The 18331-nt window shown below is 65.6% G+C and carries 15 protein-coding genes; 10 read left to right on the forward strand and 5 right to left on the reverse strand.

The window, feature by feature from the left end; translation table 11 throughout:
- Positions 1 to 33: 33 nt before the first annotated feature.
- The 7 genes from C265_RS07965 to C265_RS07995 all read left to right on the forward strand — a co-directional run bounded on the left by C265_RS07965 (position 34) and on the right by C265_RS07995 (position 10371).
- Complete coding sequence (locus C265_RS07965) at positions 34 to 1041, forward strand: tripartite tricarboxylate transporter substrate binding protein (protein ID WP_010813379.1); 1008 nt, start codon at positions 34 to 36, stop codon at positions 1039 to 1041.
- 52 nt (positions 1042 to 1093) lie between these two features.
- Complete coding sequence (locus C265_RS07970) at positions 1094 to 2119, forward strand: porin (RefSeq protein ID WP_010813380.1); 1026 nt, start codon at positions 1094 to 1096, stop codon at positions 2117 to 2119.
- A 453-nt stretch (positions 2120 to 2572) separates the two neighbouring features.
- A complete protein-coding gene (locus C265_RS07975) occupies positions 2573 to 5047 on the forward strand; it encodes a type VI secretion system Vgr family protein (protein ID WP_010813381.1) in 2475 nt (824 codons plus the stop codon).
- An 8-nt stretch (positions 5048 to 5055) separates the two neighbouring features.
- A complete protein-coding gene (locus C265_RS30975) occupies positions 5056 to 5970 on the forward strand; it encodes a DUF4123 domain-containing protein (protein WP_010813382.1) in 915 nt (304 codons plus the stop codon).
- Complete coding sequence (locus C265_RS07985; RefSeq protein WP_246840186.1) at positions 5957 to 8563, forward strand: T6SS effector BTH_I2691 family protein; 2607 nt, start codon at positions 5957 to 5959, stop codon at positions 8561 to 8563. Before C265_RS30975 ends, C265_RS07985 begins: the two co-directional genes overlap by 14 nt.
- 9 nt (positions 8564 to 8572) lie before the next feature.
- Positions 8573 to 9688, forward strand: a complete 1116-nt coding sequence (locus C265_RS07990) for a DUF6708 domain-containing protein (protein WP_010813384.1) — start codon at positions 8573 to 8575, stop codon at positions 9686 to 9688.
- Positions 9685 to 10371 carry a hypothetical protein gene (locus C265_RS07995; protein ID WP_144062243.1) on the forward strand — a complete coding sequence of 229 codons (687 nt, stop codon included), beginning with the start codon at positions 9685 to 9687 and terminating at the stop codon, positions 10369 to 10371. Before C265_RS07990 ends, C265_RS07995 begins: the two co-directional genes overlap by 4 nt.
- A gap of 162 nt (positions 10372 to 10533) precedes the next feature.
- Here C265_RS07995 and C265_RS08000 read toward each other — a convergent pair whose 3' ends face one another.
- From C265_RS08000 to C265_RS08015, 4 genes are all read right to left on the reverse strand, one after another.
- A complete protein-coding gene (locus C265_RS08000) occupies positions 10534 to 11019 on the reverse strand; it encodes an SRPBCC family protein (RefSeq protein ID WP_010813386.1) in 486 nt (161 codons plus the stop codon).
- Positions 11009 to 11395: a helix-turn-helix transcriptional regulator gene (locus tag C265_RS08005; protein WP_051398556.1), complete on the reverse strand. Its 387-nt coding sequence runs from the start codon at positions 11393 to 11395 to the stop codon at positions 11009 to 11011. The genes C265_RS08000 and C265_RS08005 overlap by 11 nt, the downstream gene beginning before the upstream one ends.
- Before the next feature lie 100 nt (positions 11396 to 11495).
- On the reverse strand, positions 11496 to 12158 hold the full coding sequence (locus tag C265_RS08010; RefSeq protein ID WP_010813388.1) for a c-type cytochrome: 663 nt from the start codon (positions 12156 to 12158) through the stop codon (positions 11496 to 11498).
- A 10-nt stretch (positions 12159 to 12168) separates the two neighbouring features.
- Positions 12169 to 13431: a molybdopterin-dependent oxidoreductase gene (locus C265_RS08015; protein WP_010813389.1), complete on the reverse strand. Its 1263-nt coding sequence runs from the start codon at positions 13429 to 13431 to the stop codon at positions 12169 to 12171.
- Positions 13432 to 13732: 301 nt separating this feature from the next.
- On the opposite strand from C265_RS08015, the gene C265_RS08020 reads away from it, so the two are divergent.
- From C265_RS08020 to C265_RS08030, 3 genes are read left to right on the forward strand one after another with little or no spacing between them, the layout of a single operon-like run.
- Positions 13733 to 15082, forward strand: coding sequence for a uracil-xanthine permease family protein (locus C265_RS08020; RefSeq protein WP_010813390.1), 1350 nt, complete (start codon positions 13733 to 13735; stop codon positions 15080 to 15082).
- A gap of 19 nt (positions 15083 to 15101) precedes the next feature.
- Complete coding sequence (locus C265_RS08025) at positions 15102 to 16550, forward strand: amidohydrolase family protein (protein ID WP_010813391.1); 1449 nt, start codon at positions 15102 to 15104, stop codon at positions 16548 to 16550.
- A gap of 2 nt (positions 16551 to 16552) precedes the next feature.
- On the forward strand, positions 16553 to 17260 hold the full coding sequence (locus tag C265_RS08030) for a sulfite exporter TauE/SafE family protein (protein WP_010813392.1): 708 nt from the start codon (positions 16553 to 16555) through the stop codon (positions 17258 to 17260).
- A gap of 4 nt (positions 17261 to 17264) precedes the next feature.
- On the opposite strand, the gene C265_RS08035 is transcribed toward C265_RS08030, so the two are convergent.
- Entirely contained in the window at positions 17265 to 18302 is a 1038-nt protein-coding gene (locus C265_RS08035; RefSeq protein ID WP_010813393.1) for a substrate-binding domain-containing protein, read from the reverse strand.
- Positions 18303 to 18331: the final 29 nt, after the last annotated feature.

Genomic DNA, 18331 nt, shown 5'->3' on the forward strand with positions numbered 1-18331 from the left:
GCGCGGCCAATGCGCCGCAACGGAGACAGCAATATGAGCAGCCAGCACACTGGCGCCCGCAGGGCTTGTGCCACGCGCACAGCAGCCCTGGCCGCGGCGCTGGCCCTGGCGGGCGCCGCCAGCGCGCACGCCGAGGCCCCATACCCCAGCAAGCCCATCCGCATGGTGCTGCCCTCGGGCGCGGGCACCGTCACCGACCAGACGGCACGGCTGGTGGCCGAGCGCCTGACCGCCGCGCTCAGGCAGCCGGTGGTGGTCGACAACCGCCCCGGCGCCAACGGCATCATCGCCAACGAGACCGTGGCGCGCGCCGCGCCCGACGGCTACACGTTGCTGTTCACCTATGCCGCGACCATGACGGTGAACCCGTGGACCACGCCGTCGCTGCCCTATGATCCGATCAAGGACTTCACCCCCATCGCACGCCCCAGCCAGCCCGGCGGCAACCTGCTCGCGGTCAGCGCCAATGTGCCGGTGCACAGCCTGCAGCAGCTGATTGCCTACGCCAGGGCCAGCAAGACGGAACTGGCGTACTGCTCTTGGGGTGTGGGCTCGGGCGGCCACCTGGCCATGGAATACCTGAAGGCCAAGACCGGCATCCACCTGCGCCATATCCCCTACAAGACCGCCACCCAGTGCAGCAACGACCTGGCCGCGGGCCACGTCACCATCGGCATCACCGACGCCATCTCGTCGGTCCCGCACCTGAAGTCCGGCCGCATACGGGGCATTGCGGTCTCCGGACCGGAGCGCCTGCTGACGGCTCCGGACGTGCCGACCATGTCGCAGCAGGGCGTGCCCTTCCAGCAAGCCAGCTGGGTCGCGATCTTCGGCCCCAGGGGCCTGCCCGCGCCGATCGTCAACCGGCTCAACGCCGAGGTGAATCGCATCCTGCAGACACCGGGCGACCGCGAGAAATTCACCGCCATGAACCTGCAGCCGGCCGCGCCGTCGAGCCCGGCCGACCTGGGCAAGCTGGTCAGCGCCGACCTGGCCGCGTGGGGCGAGGTGGTGAAGGTGGCGGGGCTGCAGGCGAAGTAAGGCTGGACCACAACAACAACGGGAGACAGGCAGCGTGAAGGTAAGACAGTGGATGGTGATGGGTGCGGCGCTGGCCGCGGGCAATGCCGTGGCGGGCACGATGCAGTTGTTCGGGGTGGTCGATGCATCGATCGAATACGCCAGGGGCTCGGAAAGCGTGGTGCGCATGCGCGAAGGCCAGCAGGCCGCGTCGCGCTGGGGCATCCGCGGCATCGAGGACCTGGGCGGCGGGCTCAAGGCCAACTTCCTGGTCGAGTCGGGCTTCAATATCGACAACGGCACCGAGTTCTTCGGCAACAACCGGCTGTTCGGGCGGCAGGCCTATCTGGGCCTGTCGGGCAACTGGGGCGAGTTCCGGCTGGGGCGGCAGTACACGCCGTCGTTCTATGCGCTGCTGCGGCTGGATCCGTTCCTGCTCAATGGCGCGGTGTCGCCGTTCAACCTGCTGAGCGCGACTGCATCGCAGGGCACCGGGCACGTGGCCTACGGCGCCCGCTTCGACAACGCCGTGCAGTATTTCTCGCCCAAGTGGGGCGGCTTTTCCTTCGGCGCAGCGGTGGCGCCGGGCGAGGTGCCGGGGTCGGCGCGCTCAGGGCTGAACTTCGGCATGAATGCGACCTACGAGGCCGGCAACGTCTACGCGTTCTACTCCTACCAGGGGATGTATTCGGGCGCCAACGTGCCGGTGGAACCGACGCTGACTTCCAACCATTTCGTCGGCGGCTCCTATCGCTTCAAGCCGGTGGAAATCGGCCTGCTGTACAGCGCCGCCAGCAGCGACCGGCCCGAGACCCGCTCGGCACGCCACTACGGCGTGACCTTCAGCTGGAACGTGACGCAGCGCGACACCTTCAAGGCCGCCGCACTCAAGCGCCAGATCCTGGGCGGCGGCCAGCGGCCGCTGGCGGTGACGCTGGGGTGGGACCATGACCTGAGCAAGCGCACCACCGCCTATGTGCGGGCGGTGCTGGTGCATAACAGCCCTGGCGGCAGCGTGAGCAACAACAGCATCGTGATCGATCCGGGTAGCGGGGATGATGCGAAGTCGGTGAGCGTGGGGTTGCGGCATCGGTTCTGAAACGGACTGCTGCCCGTTCATGCGGCGCTGAGGCCAAGCGGCTGAGGCTACGGAGACCCGGGGCGGGCTGCCACCTGTCCCGTGGCGCTCCCCGCAAAGTGGGGGAGGGCGCCAATCTCCAGAACGCATACCGGGCTGTCGCTCGTGTCGGGTCATTTTCCTTTGTGCTTACTCTTCGCGCTTCACAAGGCGAACGAAATCGCACGGAACGACCCTATAGATCATGGCGATACGAGATTGATATAGGACATCCCTTAATTTCTATTGGAATTCTCATTCAATCGAAAACAATGGCGATATCTGAATAATCCACCTTCCTTCCTCAACGCATAACGGCTACCGTACGCGACGAACGCATCTTCTTGACGGTCATGCAAATGACGCGAGAAGCAAAGCACCGGAACACTGGTGCTTCTGCGGCAAGAGAAAGTTCAACGCTACGGAGTGCTGCACTTGGATAACCGACCGCCGTTCCTTTCCTCCCGCACCGTCACCGTGTCTGGTCCGGCGTTGCCGGAACTCTTCGGACAGTCCCCCTTTACCTTCGTACGCCTGGATGGCAAGGAAGGCGTCTGCGGCCTGTTCGAATACGACATCGAACTGAAGACGCCGGACAAGGCCTACAACTTCCACGGCCCGGAAGGCAACTTCGACTTGCGCGAGATGAACGGGCGCGAGCTGACCGTTCGCATCGAACTGGATGGCATGGGCACCGGGATGGCAGGCGGCGTGGGTGCCGGCACGCGTGAGATCAGCGGCATAGTGGACCGCGCCCGCTACCTGCGCGCCGAAGGGCGGCACTTTGTCTACGGACTGACCCTGCGTCCCTGGCTGTGGATCGCCTCCCAGAACCGGGACAGCCGCGTCTTCGAGAACCGCACCGACATCGAGATCATCGAAGAGGTCCTGTCTGCATACTCCTTTCCGGTTGAGCGCAGGCTCGACGTGGCGAAATACCCCAGGCGGGTCTACCGCACCCAGTGCGACGAGAGCGACTACACCTTCATCGCCCGCCTCATGCAGCACTGGGGCATATCGTGGTTCTTCGAACATTCTGACGGCAAGCACCGCCTGGTTCTGGTCGATCACGTCGGTGGCTATTTCAGCATGCCGAGCGAGGCGTACCAGGTGCTGGAAATCCATCCGCCTGGCGTCAGGGTCGACCAGGAACACCTCGATGCGTTCTCGGTTGTCGATGCCGTGGTCGCAGGCAAGTACACGACCAATGCCTACAGCTTCACCCAGCCGCGCGGCAACCTGAGCGCCAGCAGTTCGGACCCGCGGGACACGGGCCTGAACACTGGCGCGCTGCACCAGGAGGTGTACGACTTCCCCAGCGAGCATGCCCAGCCGGCCACGGACAACCGCCCGTGGGACGAAGGCGACATGATCGCCCGCATCCGCATGGAGGAAATCCGTTCGCGTGGCCTGCGCTGCTTTGGCACCGGCAACCTGCGCGCGGTGGTGCCAGGCTGCACCATGAATGTGAAGGGACACCCCCAGCAGGCGGCCAACCGCGAGTACGTGGTGCTTGGCGCCAACCTCAGGCTGGAAGACGTGGCCGAGGCCTCCGGCGAGGGCCAGCGCTGGCATTGCCGCGTCGAGTTCGAGTGCCACCCCACCCATGAGGTCTTCCGTCCGGCGCTGAGCATCCCGTGGCCGGTGGTCGCTGGGCCGCAAAGCGCGACCGTGGTCGGGCCGGAAGACAGCCATGTCGTGTGGCCGGATCAGTATGGGCGCGTCCGCGTCCAGTTTCCGTGGGACCGCTTCAACAAGATGTCCTGCTGGGTGCGCGTGGCCACGCCGTGGGCGGGCTCACAGTACGGCCAGATCAGCATCCCGCGTATCGGCAGCGAAGTTCTGGTGATGTTCCTGGACGGCGGCGATCCGGACAAGCCCATTGTGATGGGGGCGGTGCCGAACAGCCTCAACATGCCGCCATGGCAGCTGCCGGACCAGCTCGCTCTCACCGGCATTCGCAGCCGCGAGCACGATGGTGGTCGTAGTAACCACCTGGTGCTGGACGACACCAAGGGAAAAATCCAGGCGCAGCTCGCATCGGACCACCTGCAGTCGCAGATCAGCATGGGGTACATCACCGGCATTCCTGACGTGCAGGGACGCCGCGACAAGCGTGGTGAGGGGCTGGAGGCGCGCACCGATGGACATGCCGCGCTACGCGCGGCGTTGGGCATGCTGCTAACCACCTACCCGCGCGAACGGGCCGAGGGCAACGCCATGAACGTGGAGGATGTCATCCATGTGTTCATGGAAGCCCTGACCCTGGCGGATTCGCTCGCCCAGAGCGCGGTCAATGCCCAGGCCCAGACCGGGCAGCAGCAGGAGGTTGCCAAGACTTTGCGCAGCCAGGCCGATGCGGTCAAGGGCGGCGGCAAGCTGGGGGAATTCACCGAGCCGCACATCACCGTTGCCAGCCGGGCGGGCATCGCCACCACCGCGCCGGGATCCACGCACCTTTACAGCGGCGAACACATTGCGCTGACCAGCGGCCAGCACCTCTCATTCTCCTGCGGCGGTGGCATGTACGCCACGATCAGCGACCGTTTCTCGCTCTTCGTCCAGCGCGACGGGATCAAGCTGTATTCGGCCAAGGGCAAGGTGGAGGTGCAGGCCCAGTCGGATGACGTCGATGTGATCGCACAGAAGGTGCTGCGCCTGCTGTCCACAACTGACTGGGTGGAGATCAGCGGCAAGAAAGGCGTTCGGGTCAATGTCGAAGGCAACGAGTTGCGCATCACGCCGGAGGGCATCGAGAACATTTCGACGGGCAAGTGGATTGTGTTCTCGGCCAGCAAGTCGCTCACCGGGCCAAAGAATGCTCCCTATACGATGCCCACCACCAAGATCTGCTCGCACCTGGCGGCGGGAGCGGCGGCATCCGGCGCCGGTGCCGTGCCTCTGCATTGAGGACGAACATGGCCGCACCCATCGGCAACCCATTGACCCAACTGCCCTGGCCGCAGGCCTGGGGCGACGGTTACCTGGTGCTCGATCCGCTAAATCACGATCCCATCCTCGCGGATCTGTCTGCCCTGACGCTACATCAGTGCTTGCCCGCCGGCATCGGCGACAACGCACACCTGATGCCCGCCGTGGTAGAGCTGGCCACCGTGTCGCCGGCAGACCGGCAGATGCTATTGAACGTGGCCCAGGATGAAGCCGCGCGTGGAGATCCGCCCCTCATCTGCGCGTGGCTGCAGAGCGTCGCCCCTGTCCAGGAAGTCAGCAGCCATCTGGCGTCCTGCCTCACCGGTACCGACCATGCCGGCGGACACGCGCTGTGGCGCTTCTACGACCCTCGCGTATTTGCGCACATGACGTGGCTGCTGCGTCCCGTCCAACTCCATGCGCTCCTTGGCCCGAGCGAGTCGTGGGGCTTCGCCTGGGCGGGCGATTGGTACCAGTTCGCCAGACCGACGCTGGCGGAGGCACCGCCGACGTTGCCGCGACCCTGGTGGCCAGACGCCAGGCAGTGGCCCACCGTCGAGCAAACCGCCGATATTGCGCAGGTCCTGACACGCATTGCCGGGCGCAACAAGCCGTCCCTGGCACAGGCCCGCACAGTGGACCGCGCCTTGCGGCACGCCGATGAAGTGCTGCATCTGACCCTGCCGGCGGATCGCCGTCACTACGCCACACACGTCGCGGCGTTTGGGCAGCCGTTCGAAGACCAACCGAAACTGCAGGCCGCATGGCCCGCCGTGGCCGCAGGCGAAATGACGCTGCGCCAGGCACTGGGATCGCTGTCCAGCGACGACTGGGAACTCATGAAAATCATGGCGCAGCACGCCAGGCAAATCTCATCGGAACGCCACCATGGTCATGTATAACGTTGACAGCACGCTGGAATGTTCATCCAAACCGGTGAAGGCGTGCAATTTTTGCCATCATGCGCCCGGCTTGGCCGTGCTGCCGGTCCGGTACGCCGTCGTCGGACCCGAGGACAAGAACGGGGCGCCGCCGCTCTCAGGGAATTTCAGGATCGAGAACGCCCCTGCCCAGCTCGGCAGCGGGGTGCAGTACATCCTTCGCACGATGCGCCCCGGCTTCCTGTACGTCTTCCATGAAGCCATGCAAATGTGGGATGCCTATGTGGTCATGAAGGGCGGTCACATGTGGAAGGTCATACCGGAGAATCCTGGCCCAGCCAAAGTCCCGGAGGCGTTCAGTTGCTGTGTTAGTTCGCACCACAGCCTTGAATCCCTGTATTTCACCATTCCCGATCCCGCGCACGCGACGCGTGTCTGGTACGCCTATTCGCATGTGGCCTGGACCAAGGCCCAACTGAACGACAACAAGCACAAAGTCGATGTGCGCAGGGCTCATATGCAATGCCTCGACGTGGCCGCCTGGATGGGCAACCAGAACCAGCCACACGCCGGCCGCGCGACGGAAATCAACAAGCGCGTGGCATCGTTCGCCATGACGCCCGAAGCGCAGCAACAAGCATTCCGGCATCTGAGCGCCACACCACCCGGAACCATTAACCTGGGCGAGATTGCTCCGATTGGCCCCATAAGCGGTTCGATGCTTGCGGATCGGATGGAGATCGTGTCCCCCGGCAAGGCGATGATGCTGGCGTTCAATGATCCGCTCGCAATCACTGAAGACCTGGGCATCCTGACCAATCCCAAGCTGCACGCTAAGGCAAACAACGGCGTCATCTGGGACAAGGCAACAGATCTGTTCCTGGATACGCTCGAAAAGAACATCCGGGCCAACGCCGAGGCGCAGCACACGAAAGAGGCGGAGGCCGCGGCGGCCGAGGCTGAGCGCATGAAGACCACGCCGGATGGATTTCCGGCTTACGAACTCATGTCGGTTCTGTTTAATGGAAAAGCGACGGCCGAGCGATGGAAACGCGAAGATGCGGAGCGTGAAGCCACGCGACTTGCCCGCAAGAAAGCCGCCAGTGACGCCGCCTGGAAACCCTACGAAGACGAACTCACGCCAGGCAAGCGCCACCAGGACCTGAGTCCCAGACTGAAGGCCCTCAACGAGGACGTGCTGGCACCCATTGCGACCTCGCTCGCACAGTGGCTCATGAGTCCTCAGCTTGCTTCCTACATGCAATACCGGCATGACAAGTTGGACCTGCCGCACGGCTATGTCTACAACGAATCCCTGACGCGCTGCCTGGAGAACGCGCTCGACACCGTGGAATGCCGTCGGGTCATCCAGCGTTGGTTCAACGAGGCGAATCCGGAGAACCACAGCAATCTGCTTGCGCGCGCCCTGTTGCTGGACCACAAGCCCATCATCGACACGGTGCCGGACCCGACCGACCAGGGCTATGCCGCCATCTTCGGCATCCTGAAGAGCGGTCTCGACAAGATGGACTCCATGGCAAAGGGCCTCACTCTTCCCGAAGCCCTAGCGAAGATGGGCCTGGTACCGCGCCTGACCTGGATACTGGCCGACCAGATCATCCCGACCCTTGCAAACAGCTTCAGCTCGGCATCGGCCAGGCTCGCCTTGTACGGGATGAGCCTGCTAGGCGGCGTGCGCCTGATCGCCCCGACGGCCAGCGTCATGCAAATCCGCGCGGTCGTGCTGAACGATCTCTCCACAGTGAATCCGGAGTTGTACAAGCAACTGGACCGCACCCGACGGCGCGAGGACGCCGTGGCACTCGGACGCGCGGCCAAGCGCATGGCTCAAACCGCCAGATTGGTGTGGTTCAAGACAGAGGACCTGGAGCGCATTCCGGAACTGAGCGCCCTCAAGCTGCGTACCGCCAATGACGTGCCTGGGGTGCGGCAAGTCAAGGCGGTCCTGGGTTCACGCTTCGTGAATGTCGGGGCGGTCGCCTGCATCCTGCAGGGACTGGCGCTCTATCACGCCACGCAATCGTTCCGCGCAGCGGGCGAGTTCGACGAACCCGAAAGAGGAATCAAGCTGGTCGGCGGCCTGGTGTCCATGGCCGGGACCCTTGCCGAGCAGACTGGCGTCGTGCTGGAGAAGGCGCCGACGCACATAATTGTCCGGCGCATCATGCGCTCGCCGCCGAAGGCGGAATGGCTGGAAATGGGCAAGAAGCTGGCTGTCAGAGGGCGTTGGATTGGTTTTGCCGGGGCTGCAGTTGGGGTGGGATGGGATGCGTACCATGCCTACGATGAAGGCATGAGGGGAAACCGGACAGTCTCAATACTATATTTTGGCTCTGCGATGTCCGGAGGCGCAGCAGCCGTCCTCCCGCTGGCGACTGAAGAATTCCTGGCCTTCCTCGTTGGCGTGCCTAGCTGGCCGTTCCTAGTCGTGTTGCTCGCGGTGAACATCGGCATCCTGATACTAGACGACCCGGCGACGCTCAAGTGGGCCAAGCGTTGCCGTTTCAGCAAGGGACCCGCCAGCGAACGCTACACCAGCCTGGAGACCGAGTCGTTCGAGTTCGTGCAACTGGGCCTCAAGGACGTCAAATAGGACTCTTCGATGAAATTCCCGACCAAGGATGAACGCACGCCTTTCTACTTCCGCCAACAGGGCAAACCGCTGGGCAAGTGGGAGCAAGAACACCGGCTCCATGTCGGCCAGCCTGCCAGCGAGCATGTGCTGGAGAGCGGCAATATCTACCGCATTGATTCGACCTGCCTGGAGATCACCGATGAGTCGCAGGCTCGGATGCAGAACGTTGGTCTGCTTTGGATTATCTGTTCAGCATTTGCGTCGTTTTCTCTCTTTTACGGATTATTGCTTGCAACTAGCCCATTCAGAGACTCTGAGGAAATGATGGCGAAGAACGGGTATTGGTTCGGTACGATCGTCGGCATATTACTTGGCTTTAGTTCTGCAGGCTTCTTCGGTCTGCTTGCCTTCGATCCGATGCGTCGCAACATGTTCACGCTGAAGCGCCGCCCCATCCGCCTGAACCGGAAGACCCGTCGTATCTATGCCATTCGCACCAAGGACCCGGGCGGCATCTGGGAAGTGCCATGGAACCATGACGAATTCTTCTGTGTGGGCCATCGGCGCATGGGCGGCTTGTCACGCGCCTATGACATGTACGACATCCGCCATTACCAGCTCGACGCGAGTGGCAACGTCGTCCGCGCATTCGTGCTCGGCCAGTTCGTCTTCACCCTGGAAGAAGCCTACGCGCAGTGGGAATACTACCGCCGCTACATGCAGGACGGGCCGGCTGGGCTGCCCGAGCCATATCGCTTCTGGGCGCCGCGGGAAACGTTCTGGGAAGGCTACAAGATCTGCAGAGGGGGTAAATTCTCCGGAGCGTTCTTCACCTTGACCGACGTCATCTTTGCACCGTTCGCACTGCTGGATGCGATCGCCCGCTGGCTCGTGCTCGTCACGTGCAGTGATCCCGTGTGGCCGCCGGAGATCGAGGCGGCGTGCAAGCCCATGCCCAATGACCCGTACGCGCGCCCGTACGCCGACGACTACATCGGCGTGCCGAGCGGCCCGGATGCCAGGCCTTCCCGCGAGGATCTGGCGCGAATGCTCGACCAGCAGCAGGAGCGACGCAAGGGTGGCGCGCTGACCCGCGCGGAAGCGGAAGCCCTGCTTCGAAGCACTACGGAACAGACCACATGACCGCCACTTCGCCGCTACCAGCGCCTCACGTTATCTTGATAGAGCAACCTTCCAAGGTACCGGGCAAGCGCGGAATGGAAGGCTTCTGGGGCATGCGCTACGGGAACAAGACGGTCCTGACTGCCTACCTGTCGCCGATCGACCTGCTGTTGGACTCAATGCGGGGCAGCGCCCCCAATCAAGCCTTCAAGTTTCCATCCCTTGACCGGCTGCCCGCAGCCCGCGTGAAGCAAACCTTCCCGACCGGCGTGGAGTTGGACATTGCCTGCGGCTTTCTCGCCCGCGACGGACAGCTCCTGCTCAGCCCAAGCGGCAAGTGGCGGCGCAACGTCTTGGTGCATGACGTGCGCGCGCCATTGCGGATGGGAATTCTTGTGCCTGAATACACCACCGATGGCCGACGCGCGATCAGCCGTCTCTTTGAGGGCGCAGGTCTCTTTGCCTGGCAGGACACACTGCAGTCGCTAGCCAGGATCTGGAAGGGCGACCGCATGAAGCACGCAATAGACAGCGCGCTGGCAACCGCAAGTACGGTAGTGCATTCGGCTGGCCAAGTCGTGAACCAGATCGCCGTATTCGATCCGGAGGCGGAACAATGGCATTTTGTCCCTTGCCAGACGATGGACGATGTGCCGGAGAACAATCACCCACATGGAGGCGGCGACAGCGCCACGGTAGGCTGACGTTGATTCGGAGCGTCTCGGCCAGACGACACGTTGTTCAATTCAGCCTTTCCTTGAGGCCATGTAATTTGAGACCCTCACCTCACCATGCAGACCGGCGAAATATCAAGGAAGTCGCGCCGGCACGGTATCCCGTGCCGGCGCCATTCACTTGCCGCAGCCTTACTTCAACTGCTGCGCAAACTCATCCAGCTGCGTAATGCAGATGCCCCAGCCTTCATAGAACCCCAGCTCCTCATGCTGCTTGCGCGTGGCCTCGTCCGGATGCATCACGCGCGCAATGTAGCGGGTGCCGTCACCCTCGTCGGCCATGGTGATGACCGCGGTCATTGACAGCCACGGCTTGTTGGGCCGGTACCCGGCCACCAGGGCCGAGGTGGAGACGATCTTCTCCATCGGCACGATCTCGAGGAAGCATCCCGGGTTGTCGCTGACGCCGCCGTCCGGGCCTTTCATGAGGGTATGGAAGGCGCCGCCGGGGCGCATGTCGAAGGCCAGGACCTCGGTGGTCCAGGGTTTGGGGCACCACCATTCCTTGAGCAGCTTGGGATCGCTCCATGCACGCCAGACCTTGGCACGCGGGGCCTTGAGCAGGCGCGAGATGACCAGGTCCTGGCTTTCAGGGCTGGCGGCGTTTTCATTCGGCATCTGACTGTTCCTCCTGATGAAGGGCTTCGACAAGAGCGGCCAGGCGGTCGGTACGGGCCTCCCACATGGCGCGCTGGTCGGCCAGCCATTGCTGCGCGTCTGACAGCGGTTGCGGTACCAGTTCGCAAGTGCGCACGCGCCCCGTCTTGCGCGAGCGGATCAGGCCGCTGCGCTCCAGCACCTGCAGGTGCTTCATGAACGAGGGCAGTGCCATCGTGAACGGTGCCGCCAGCGCCGAGACCGTTTCCGGCCCGCGGCCGAGCACGCTGACGATGGCGCGGCGGGTCGGGTCCGCCAGCGCGTAGAACACGTCGGAAAGCGGGGAAATATCGACAGCCTGGGACACGTCAGCAAACTCGGCACAATGGTTAGCCATGAGGCTAAGTATAGGGAGGCAAGCGGAAACTGCAAGCGCGAAATGCAAGACGCCCCGGCATCAGCCGGGGCGTCTTGTGATCGGGGAAGCGGGGCGCAGGCTATTGCTGCCGCACGTACGCCGCCAGCGCCTTGACCTCATCCGCCTTCAAGCCGGCAAACGGCGGCATCGGCACCGATCCCCATTTGCCGCTGCTGCCGCCGCGGATGCTGGCTTCCAGCTTGGCCTGTGCCTGCGCATCGCCCTTATAGCGGGTGGCGACTTCGTGATAAGCCGGGCCGACCACCTTCTGCGTCACGCTGTGGCAGCTCAGGCAGGCGTTCCTGGCCAGCAGGCCCTGCACGTCCACCGCGGCGGCGGCAGGCGCCGAGGCGGCCGCGGGTGTGGCCGGCGCGGGCTTGCCCGCCTTCTGCGCGATCGCCACGATCTCCGGGTCCTTGATCCTGGCGGAGCCGTAGGCCACCGCGAGGTAGGCGCCGAGCTGCTCGACCTCGCCATCGTCGATCGGCGCACCATAGGCCTGCTGCATTTTCTTCATCTCGGCGGTCCACTGCGTCAGGCTCAGGCCGGGCGGCTGGTAGGAGACGTAGTCGGCCGAATGGCAGATCGCGCATTTCTGCATGGCGATGCCGTAGCCGGGCAGCTTGGCGGGTTTGAGCTTGACGTTCTCCGCCGGCAGCTTGATGTCCTGGGGGGCCGCGGACGCGCTGCCCGCGCCCAGCAGGGCGAGCGCGAGCAGCACTGGGGTGATGGATCGATGCATGGTGCGCTCCTCAGGCGATGGTGACCGGCGTGGATTCAATGACGTTGCGGCGATAGCCGGCCGGGTTCCAGTTGGCCTTGGCGGGCTGCACCTCGCCCTGGACGCTAGTGGCGCGCACCATCAGCACCGCCGGGCCCTTGCGCGCGAACTTCACCGGCAGTTGCCAGGCGCGGAACGAGAAGCGCCCCAGGTCCTGGCCCAGCGTCGCGGCCTGCCAGCTCTGCCCGCCGTCCACCGAGACCTCGACGCCGCGGATGCCGGAGCCGCCATCGAAGGCAATGCCTTTCAGCTCCACCGTGCGCCCGGCGGGCAGCACGCCGCCGGCGCCCACGCTGGTGATGAAGCTGCGTACCGCCAGCGTCGAGATCGGTCGCGTCTTGCTGGCGGGGGTGCCCGGCGCCACGCATTGGCAGTCGTTATCCGGTACGCGATAGCCCTTGGTCATGAAGAACGCATCATGGCCTTCGAACGGGTGGTCCAGCACCTCGATCTCGGACAGGTGTTTGATCCAGTAGGTGCCGAAGTAGCCCGGCACCACCAGCTTGACGGGGTAGCCGTTGAGCAGCGGCAGGTCTTCGCCGTTCATGCCCCAGGCCAGCATCGGCTCGCCGTTCATGGCATGGGCGATATCGAGCGACTTGCGGAAGTCCGGCGTGCTCGGCAACACCGGCGTATCCATCCCGTTGAACGTGACCACCTTGGCGCCGGCCTTGACGCCCGCGTGCTCCAGCACCTTGCGCAGCGGCACGCCGGTCCAGCGCGCATTGCCCATTGCGCCGTTGGCAAGTTGGGCACCGAACACGCGCGGCTCGGAGAAGCCGCGGCTGTTGCCTGAACACTGGTTCACGGCGACGATGTCCACCGGATCGGCCAGCCGCTTCAGTTCATCGAGCGACAGCTTCAGCGGCTTGTTGACGTGGCCGCCGACCGTCAGGCGGAAGGTGGCAAGGTCTACAGACAGCGGAATGTTGGCCAGGTGGTAGCGCACGAAGAAGGCGTCGTTGGCGGTGATCGGCCCCTCGTTGAACGCGGAGAAGGGCGTCTCAAGGTGTGGCGGCCGGGTGCTGACGCGCACCAGCGGGCGCTTGCCCGGATAGCGCACCAGCGGGCGGGGGCCGTCGGCCAGCGTGACGCCGTCGCTGATGCGCGCGGCCAGTGCGCCGAGCGGGGTGGCGCCGAGGGCGAGCAGGCCCGCGCCCTGGACGATGCGGCGCCGGGCCGGCAGCGGCTGGGCGGGGTCGGCAGATTCCGCCGGACTGTTCTTGTCTCGCATGGGGCGTCTCCTTCAGGGGCTTGTTGTGTCTCGCAAGGCGCTATGGCGGGTACTTTGAGGCCGCGGCATCAACTTGTGAAACGTGTTTTGCTGCTAGCACTTATCGATTGAATCGATATAGGGGAAGACCACGGGCGTTCCGCCGAGAAACCGCTTGCATCGCGAATTCCATTTCCCTACACTTACCAAAACGTTTTTGTTGGCGGAAATCGATAATATCTGAGGCGAATTGCGCACAGACGCAGCAAGTGGCTTGCGAGCCACCGGCACAAACGCTCACACACCAAACGAGGAGCAAAGCATGTCCCACCCCGCCCCCGCGCCGGTGGATGAACGGCTGCCATGGCGGCGCCTGTTTGTCTTCGGGCTTCAACACGTACTGGTCATGGCCGCGTCGCCGATCGCGTCGGTCTTCCTGATGAGCAAGGCGCTGAACTTCCCGCCCGCGCTGGCGGTGCAGCTGCTGAGCGCCACCTTTGTGATCTGCGGCCTCGGCACGCTGTTGCAGTCGCTGGGCAAGCGCGGCATCGGTGCCCGGCTGCCGTTCGTGATGCTGCCCGGCGGCGCCCCGATCGTGCTGTTTATCCTGATCGCGCAGCAGACCGACGTGCAGACCGCTGCCGGCGCGGTGATCCTGACCGGCGTGTTCTACTTCTGCGTGCTGCCGGTGTTCCGGCGCTGTCTGCGCTATTTCCCGCCGGTGGTGGTGGGGACGATGCTGCTGCTGGTGGCGATCAACCTGGCGCAGGTATCCGGCAAGCTGGTTGCCGGCCACCCGGCCGCGGGCAGCACGGTGGACCCGCTCAACCTGCTGCTGGCGTTCGCCACCATTGCCTGCACCGTGGCGGCATCGCGCCTGCTGTCGGGCATGCTGGCGCAGCTGGCGATCCTGCTGGGGCTGCTGGGCGGTGCGCTGGTGGCCGGGCTGGCCGGCGCGTTCCAGCCTGGCCATGTGTCGATGTCGCCCGTGTTCGCGTTGCCCACGCCGTTCCCGTTCGGGTGGCCGCATTTCGATGTGGTGGCGGCAATCCCGCTGATGGTGTTCGCCGTGATCTCGATGGTGGAGGCCACCGGCCAGACGCTGGCGATCAGCGATGCCGTGGGCCGGCCGGTTGACCAGCAGCGCGACGTGCCGCGCACCATCCGCGCCGATGCGCTGACTTCGCTGCTGGGCGGGATGTTCGGCACCTCGCTGATCATCACCAGCGGCGAGAACATCGGCATCGTGCGTGCCACCGGCGTGCGCTCGCGCTTCGTCACGGCGATGTCGGGCGCGATCCTGGTGGTGTTCGGGCTGCTGGTGCCGGTGTCGTCGCTGATCAGCGCGATTCCCGAGGCCGTGGTCGGCGGCACCGGGCTGGTGGTGTTCTGCATCGTCGGCACCATGGGCATCGACATGCTGCGCAAGGTGGACCTGCGCGACCACGCCAATATGTACGTGGTGGCCGTGGCGCTGGCCGTGGGCCTGCTGCCGATCCTGGTGCCCGGCATCTATGGCGGCCTGCCGGCCAATGTGCGCATCCTGGTGGGCAATGGCGTGGCCATGGGTGCCATTACCGCGGCGCTGCTCAACTTCCTGTTTTTCCATACGGGCCTGCGAGCCGCGGCAGCGGGCGCGGTTGCCCGCGACGATGCCGCCGCCACGCATTGACCCGGCTTCCTGAATTGCAATGACTGATCGTTCTGACTCGACGCCGGCCTGGCCCGGCGATACCAAACCGGCCCTGGTGCCGGACAGCTTCAGGCAGCCGCGCATCCTGCTGCCGGAATGGACCTTGCTGCGCCAGGGCGCGGTACGCGGCCACGCGGTGGTGGTGGAGGGCGGCCGCTTCACGGCAGTGGGCACGGCCGCGGAAGTCGCCGCGCGCTTCCCCGAGCTGGAAACCCTGCCGCTGCCGCGCATGCTGCTGATGCCCGGCATGATCGACACGCACCACCACCTGACGCAGTCGTTCGGCAAGTCGCTGGTGTTCGGCGAACCATCGGAGATCTTCCGGCGCGTGTGGGTGCCGCTGGAAGGCAGCCTGAAGGCGGAGCACCTGTACCTGTCGTCCAAGCTGGCGGCGCTGGAAGCGCTGCGCGGCGGCTTCACCACCGTGGTCGATGCCGGCACGCGCAGCGACGCCGGGCTGGATGCGGTCGCGCGCGCGGTCGCCGATGCCGGCGTGCGCTGCGTGCTGGGCCTGATCTGCAACGACAAGCCCGGCGCCGAAACGCTCGACGCCGCGCCGATCCTGCGCCGCGCCGCCGCCCACCTGGACAAGTACGCCAGCGATCCGCTGGTGGCCCCGTCGCTGGCGATCTCGATTCCCGAGGTGGCCTCCGACGCGATGCTGCACCACGTCTACCAGTTGTGCGCCGAGTCCGGCCGCATCTTCCAGACCCATGCCAACGAGCACCTGGTGGCGGTGGAGCGCTCGCTCAACGCCTGCGGGCGCCGTCCGATCGAACATCTCGCCGCAGTCGGCGCACTGGGTCCGGCGGCACTGCTGGCGCATGCCACGCTGGTGACGCCGCAAGAGATCCGCTTGCTGGCCGACACCGGCAGCGCGGTGGCTTACAACCCCGTGGCCAGCGCCTGGAAGGGCAACGCCGTGGCACCGGCCGAGACCATGGCTACCTTCGGCGTGCGCCTGGGCCTGGGCACCGATGGCACCCGCAGCGACGGCTTCCGCCTGCTGGACTATGCCGAGGCCGCCCAGCGCTTCGCCTTCGGCATCGGCGTGGGCGATTCCTCCTGCGGCGCGGGCTGGCGCTGGGTCGACATGGCCACGCACGACGCGGCCGATGTGGCGGGTCTCGGTGCGCTCACCGGCGAGATCGCCGCAGGCAAGCGCGCCGACTTCCTGCTGGTCGACCTGGACGTGCCTGAGCTGACGCCGTCCTGGGACCTGACCTGGGAACTGGTGCGCCTGGCCAACCGCGACCAGATCCGCGCGGTCTTTGTCGATGGCAGCCTGCGCCTGTGGCAGGGCTGGCCCACGGACTGGGACGCACGCGCGCTGATGCGGGCGATCCACGCCATGGCCGAGGACACCGTCGCCAACGCCCCGATCCGCAAGCTGCATGAAGCCGCGGACGTGCACCGAGTCCGCCATGCCGGCACGGAGGCATCCTGACCATGGACATGACGTTGTTCAGCGTCGGCGTGGCGGTCTTTACCGGCGCGCTGGTCCAGGGTGCGACCGGCATGGGCTTCGCGCTGATCGTGGTGCCGGTGCTGGCGCTGGCCGCGCCGGCAATGCTGCCCGGCGCGCTGCTGCTGGCGATGCTGCCGCTCAACGCCTATGTGGCCTGGCGCGAACGCCATGCCATCGATATGCGCGGGGCCGGCTGGATCAGCGCCGGGCGGCTGGCCGGCACCTTCGGCGGGCTGTGGGTGCTGGTGGCGATGCCGATGGCATGGCTCAACGCGCTGGTCGGCGGCAGCACCATTGCCGCAGCGGTGGTGTCATTGCTGGCGCCGGCCTTTACGCCGGGGCGGCTGACCTTTGCCTCGACCGGCCTGATCACCGGCGTGACCGAGACCGCAACCGGTGTCGGCGGCCCGCCGCTGGCGCTGGCCTACCAGCATGCGCCGGTCGCGACGCTGCGCGCCACCGTGGCGCTGTGCTTCCTGGTCGGTGAAGCGATCTCGCTGGTGGTGCTGGCGCTGAGCGACCGGCTCGGCATGGAGCAGGTGCTCTATGCCATCGGGCTGCTGCCGGTGCTGATGGTCGGCATGGTGGCCAGCCACCTGGTGCACAAGCGCATCAACCAGCGCATGCTGCGCATCGGCGTGCTGGTGTTTGCGCTGGTTTCCGGTGCGGTGGTGCTGCTGCGCGGTTAGTGTCCTAGACGCTTGGCGTGGACGATGCCCGCACCACCAGTTCGGGCGCGGGCCCGGTGATCACGTCGCGGCTGCGGTCGCCGGACAGATGTGCGAACAGCAGCTCCACGGCCAGCGATGCCACGCGCTCCAGGTGCAGGTTGACCGCGGTGATCGGCGGCTGCGCGCTGCGGGCGCGGATGCCGTCATAGCGCGTCACCACCAGCACATCGTCGGGCACGTGCTTGCCCAGCGCTTGCAGGTGGGCCATGGCGCCCACCGCAAACGCATCCACCGGCGCGCACAGCGCATCGAGCGCCGGCATCTGCGCCAGCAATTGCGCGCAGGCGTCGGCGCCAGCGGCTTCGCCGTGTTCCTCGGCTGCCTTGACGATATGGCAGGGCAGGCCCATTGCCTGCGTGAACTCGCGGTAAGCGCGTTCGGTTTCCACATACGACTGGCGCGGCGCCGCGCCGATCATCAGGCCGATATGCCGGCGCCCGTGCCCGTGCAAGTGCGCCAGCAGCAGCCGGGCGGTGTCGGCCGATTGCAGGTCGACGCAAGGCACCGGCGTGTCGGTCAGCGGCTCGCGTCCGATCGACACGATGCTGACGCCGCGCTCGCGCAGCCGCGCGATATGCGGGTCGCCCGCAATCGGCTCGATCACGATCGCGCCGTCGATATCCAATGTATCGAGCAGGCCCCCCGCGCCTTCCAGCGGTGGCACCAGCACCACGCCCAGGCCGCGCCCCATTGCCGCCTCGGCGGCAATCGCCGCCACTTCCATCATGAAGCCGAGCCGCGATGTGCCGCCCGCCACCGCGAATGGCATCGACGACAACAGCGCGATGCAGTTGGCGCGGCCCGACTGCAGCCGCTGCGCGCGCACGCTGGGACGGTAGCCCAGCTCGGCGGCAACGCGCTTGACGCGCGCACGCGTGGCCGGGTCCAGCACGCCACGGTCGTTCAGCGCGTGCGACACCGTGGTCAGCGACACGCCGGCGGCGCGGGCGACGTCATGGATGGTGATGCGGCGAGGGCGGTCTGGCGTGGATTCGGTCATGCGGGACACGGGCGATGGTTCAGGGCGGA

This window comes from Cupriavidus sp. GA3-3 (assembly GCF_000389805.1).
Taxonomy (GTDB): Bacteria; Pseudomonadota; Gammaproteobacteria; order Burkholderiales; family Burkholderiaceae; genus Cupriavidus; species Cupriavidus necator_D.

Coding starts and splice junctions, on each gene's coding strand:
- C265_RS07965 (WP_010813379.1), top strand. CDS start 34: ATGAGCAGCCAGCACACTGGCGCCCGCAGGGCTTGTGCCACGCGCACA.
- C265_RS07970 (WP_010813380.1), top strand. CDS start 1,094: ATGGTGATGGGTGCGGCGCTGGCCGCGGGCAATGCCGTGGCGGGCACG.
- C265_RS30975 (WP_010813382.1), top strand. CDS start 5,056: ATGGCCGCACCCATCGGCAACCCATTGACCCAACTGCCCTGGCCGCAG.
- C265_RS07985 (WP_246840186.1), top strand. CDS start 5,957: ATGGTCATGTATAACGTTGACAGCACGCTGGAATGTTCATCCAAACCG.
- C265_RS07990 (WP_010813384.1), top strand. CDS start 8,573: ATGAAATTCCCGACCAAGGATGAACGCACGCCTTTCTACTTCCGCCAA.
- C265_RS07995 (WP_144062243.1), top strand. CDS start 9,685: ATGACCGCCACTTCGCCGCTACCAGCGCCTCACGTTATCTTGATAGAG.
- C265_RS08000 (WP_010813386.1), bottom strand. CDS start 11,019: ATGCCGAATGAAAACGCCGCCAGCCCTGAAAGCCAGGACCTGGTCATC.
- C265_RS08005 (WP_051398556.1), bottom strand. CDS start 11,395: ATGGCTAACCATTGTGCCGAGTTTGCTGACGTGTCCCAGGCTGTCGAT.
- C265_RS08010 (WP_010813388.1), bottom strand. CDS start 12,158: ATGCATCGATCCATCACCCCAGTGCTGCTCGCGCTCGCCCTGCTGGGC.
- C265_RS08015 (WP_010813389.1), bottom strand. CDS start 13,431: ATGCGAGACAAGAACAGTCCGGCGGAATCTGCCGACCCCGCCCAGCCG.
- C265_RS08020 (WP_010813390.1), top strand. CDS start 13,733: ATGTCCCACCCCGCCCCCGCGCCGGTGGATGAACGGCTGCCATGGCGG.
- C265_RS08025 (WP_010813391.1), top strand. CDS start 15,102: ATGACTGATCGTTCTGACTCGACGCCGGCCTGGCCCGGCGATACCAAA.
- C265_RS08030 (WP_010813392.1), top strand. CDS start 16,553: ATGGACATGACGTTGTTCAGCGTCGGCGTGGCGGTCTTTACCGGCGCG.
- C265_RS08035 (WP_010813393.1), bottom strand. CDS start 18,302: ATGACCGAATCCACGCCAGACCGCCCTCGCCGCATCACCATCCATGAC.